The organism is Yeguia hominis (assembly GCF_014384705.1).
Lineage (GTDB): Bacteria > Bacillota > Clostridia > Oscillospirales > Acutalibacteraceae > Yeguia > Yeguia hominis.
Genome location: NZ_JACRSN010000044.1, coordinates 1 through 3,410 on the forward strand (window position 1 = coordinate 1; position 3,410 = coordinate 3,410).

Below are 3,410 nucleotides of genomic sequence, written 5' to 3' on the forward strand. Positions count from 1 at the left end.
TGTCGCCGGATGAGTTCGAACGAGTGTATGAAAGAACGCACACGCAGGCTGAGCTCTTGGCAGGTTAAACGCGGAGAATTGTCTCATTTTAATTTGTACGAAATCTTGACATAGGAGCAATCTGACCCATTGGTACAAGAGCCCCGCATTGATTCCAGCTGCAGTTGCTATTTCTGTATTTGATGCACCAGCAAGAACTTTTGCTACCAGCTCATATTTTTCTTCTGCTGTCCACACCTTGTTCTGATTTTTATGTTGCAGTGCTTCTGGACCACAAGCATCTTCTGTTCGAACCCAAATCCGAACCGTATCGTGAAATCGCTTTTCCTTTACTCCGTCTGGTGTTTCTGGCCATTTCCCTTGTCGGTACAATTCCACGCACTTCTTCTTGTACTCGTAACTGTATCGCATAAAAATACCCCCAATACTGGGTGTCCAGTATTAGGGGTACATATCAACCTTGGCCCTTTTCTTTGCTTATTTCTTTTCTTCCTTCACAATGGTAGAATAGCTATCCTTTTTCAGCTTCTTTTCCATCGCTTCGGCGTTCATACCAGCGGTAAAGCCGTTGACTCGCTGGGGTATCCCAATCGCCGGATAACTGCTGCTGTGACGGATCCTATTTGCTCATATTCTCGTAGTGCGGATTCTTCTTGCTCTTTTGTGTACATAGTGTCGCCTCATTCTGGAGTCCAACTTTTCATCCGCACCCCCGACCCTTTCTCCTCCAATATAGCCGCTGCTGTCACCATAGGTCACCTCTGCTCCTCTCCTGTTAGAAGATTGACTGTCATGCAGACGTTATGCACGTTGGCAGCTGTACTTCCAACGTGTGGACAAGCGCCATTCGTGGTCACACCTATATGTGCTTTATAGCTAAAGTACAATATATATTGCCCCTCCTGACGGGACACACATCATAATTCCGCCTTTTGCCTTAGCTCTTTGGTCGAAGATAGCGACTCAATAAAAGCAGGATGCACAATCGTGCTCTTCTTTAGAACAAGGTTTCGATCTGTCAGAAAATCTGTAATCTGCGCCAATAGTCGCTGCTACAAATTGTTTTCAGTCACCGAATTTTTAAATCGCCACAATGTGTCTATGCGGAACCTAATAACATGGTTCCAATGCCGCACAAATATAATGAAAAAAGGCAACGGATATCAATCACTTCTGCGACAGTTGCCATGCCCAAAAGATTGTACAGATTCTGACCCATGTAGATTTGAAGCATTCGTTCCAAATCACAGGGCTTATTGCTGCTACATCCTCCTTTTATTGGTACCTTTTTGCAGGGCAGATCAGGCCTAAGACATTTCCTCCATTTCTATTTTACAGTAGATGTGCGAATACGAAGCTCATGTTCTAAGTAAAGAGTTTTACCAACGGATACTTCGCCTGACATTTGCTTAAATAATAAATCTAATGCCGTATAACCAAGGTCATATTGTGGCTGATAGACCGTTGTAATTGAAGGTGTATACATAGAAGCAAACTCGACGTCATCAAAACCAACGACAGCAATATTATCAGGAACAGACATTTCATTTTTCTGAATAGCCTGTATTGCACCTATCGCCATAAAATCTGAAATTGCAAAAACTGCTGTTGGCAAGTTTTTTAAACCTAGAAGTTGATTCATTCCGCGAATTCCACTTGTATAATCATAAGAATTCATCCGAATCAACCAATCTGGATCCGAATGAAGGCCGTTTTCTTCCAAAATTTGAAAATATGCCTCTTCACGTTGGAAAGTAGATTGCCATTGGTTATCCCTACTAAGCATCGCAATTTTTTTATGTCCAATATTTACTAAATGTTGAACGGCTTCCCGGGCAGCCTTTAAGTTATCGATCGAAACATGAGAGACTCCCTGCGCCTCTTCTCGGTATTCACAGCATTGAACAATGTGAAACTGCTGATTTAGCCGCATCAATTCTAACTCGTTGCATTCTGAAGCTAAAAAAATTGCACCACCTGCTACTCCAGTTTTCAACATTTCCAAAAATTTTGCTTCCCGATATCTGTTGGAATTTGTTGTACAGGTAATCACGGAACAGTCAACCTGCATGGCAAGATCACAAATTCCTTTTACGATCATTGCATAAAAAGGCATAGAAATATCCGGAACAAGCACCAAAATTGTTTGCCCCAACCGAGAACGTTCGTTTTTTAACCTTCGTATCGGCTTATAGTCAAGTTCACGAATCGCTTGTTCTACAATCCGTTTTGTTTCCGGCCTAACTCCTAAACTATGATTTAACACCCGAGAAACAGTCGCCGTAGAAACTCCAGCCTTTTTTGCAATATCCTGAATGTTTATACTTCCCATATGTTTAAAATCGATCCACCATTTCTCTATTTTTGTTTAAAACTATTTTAGTATAATCCATTCTGTCTATAGCGTCAACTGTATTCTAAAAAGGTTATTTCTAAAAATGTAGGACTACAATACATCTTGGACAATTGAATAAAAAGGTATGAGCGATAGGGTCTCATGAGTTAAAGTTAAGTTGTCACACAAACTTTACCGGAAGGAGACCATATCCCTCATGAAAAAGAGTATCACACAAGACATGGCATGTCGGCAATCCTTAATGAAGTACGCAGAGAAATACGGCGTCAGCCGCGCCAGTCGGAAGTACAACAAGAGCCGGTCGTACATCTACTTCTGGAAGCAGCGCTGGGACGGAAGTGTGGCGTCCCTAGCCTGCCAGTCCAGACGGCCGCACAGTCATCCGAATCAGCACACGGAGGCCGAACGGAAGCTCATCCGCGACATGCGCCGCAGGAACCCGACCCTAGGCATGATCGAACTTTGCCACCGCCTGTGGCAGCGCGGCTATACACGCTGTCCGGAAAGCCTGTTCCGAGTTATACGCAAAATGGGTCTGTTTCCCGCCGAAAAGCCCAAAAAGACATACAAGCCCAAGCCGTATGAGCAGATGACCTATCCCGGCGAGCGCGTTCAGGTCGACGTGAAAGTCGTTCCGCGCAGCTGTATCGCAGATCCGAACCTTCGGCTGTTCCAGTACACCGCCATTGACGAGTTCACACGCCTGCGTTTCCTCGCCGCCTATCCGGAACAATCTACCTATTCCTCGGCGGATTTCCTGCGCAAACTGACAGTGTGGTATGTGCGCCGCGGCATCAAGGTGGAGTGTGTTCAGACGGACAACGGCTTCGAGTTTACGAACCGTTTTTCAAACAGCAAATGTGATTTACCGACGCTGTTTGAAAAGACTGCCGCTGAGCTGGGCATTCGCCACAAGCGCATTCGTCCGTATACCCCGCGCCGCAACGGCAAGGTCGAGCGCAGCCACCGCGAGGATCAGAAGCATTTTTACTCCTGCCGCGCTTTCTGTTCTCTGGATGATTTCGCAAAGCAACTTGCCGTTTACAATCGCCGC

The 3,410-nt window shown here is 45.0% G+C and carries 3 protein-coding genes; 1 reads left to right on the plus strand and 2 read right to left on the minus strand.

Features of this window, described 5'->3' with window-relative positions:
• Together IAG03_RS13925 and IAG03_RS13930 are read right to left on the minus strand one after the other, a co-directional pair.
• On the minus strand, nucleotides 1-411 hold a 411-nt coding region (locus IAG03_RS13925; RefSeq protein WP_249320717.1), incomplete at its 3' end, for a transposase.
• A gap of 916 nt (nucleotides 412-1,327) precedes the next feature.
• Nucleotides 1,328-2,332, minus strand: a complete 1,005-nt coding sequence (locus tag IAG03_RS13930; RefSeq protein WP_249320718.1) for a LacI family DNA-binding transcriptional regulator — start codon at nucleotides 2,330-2,332, stop codon at nucleotides 1,328-1,330.
• Between the two features lie 220 nt (nucleotides 2,333-2,552).
• On the opposite strand from IAG03_RS13930, the gene IAG03_RS13935 reads away from it, so the two are divergent.
• On the plus strand, nucleotides 2,553-3,410 hold an 858-nt coding region (locus IAG03_RS13935; RefSeq protein ID WP_249320719.1), incomplete at its 3' end, for a DDE-type integrase/transposase/recombinase.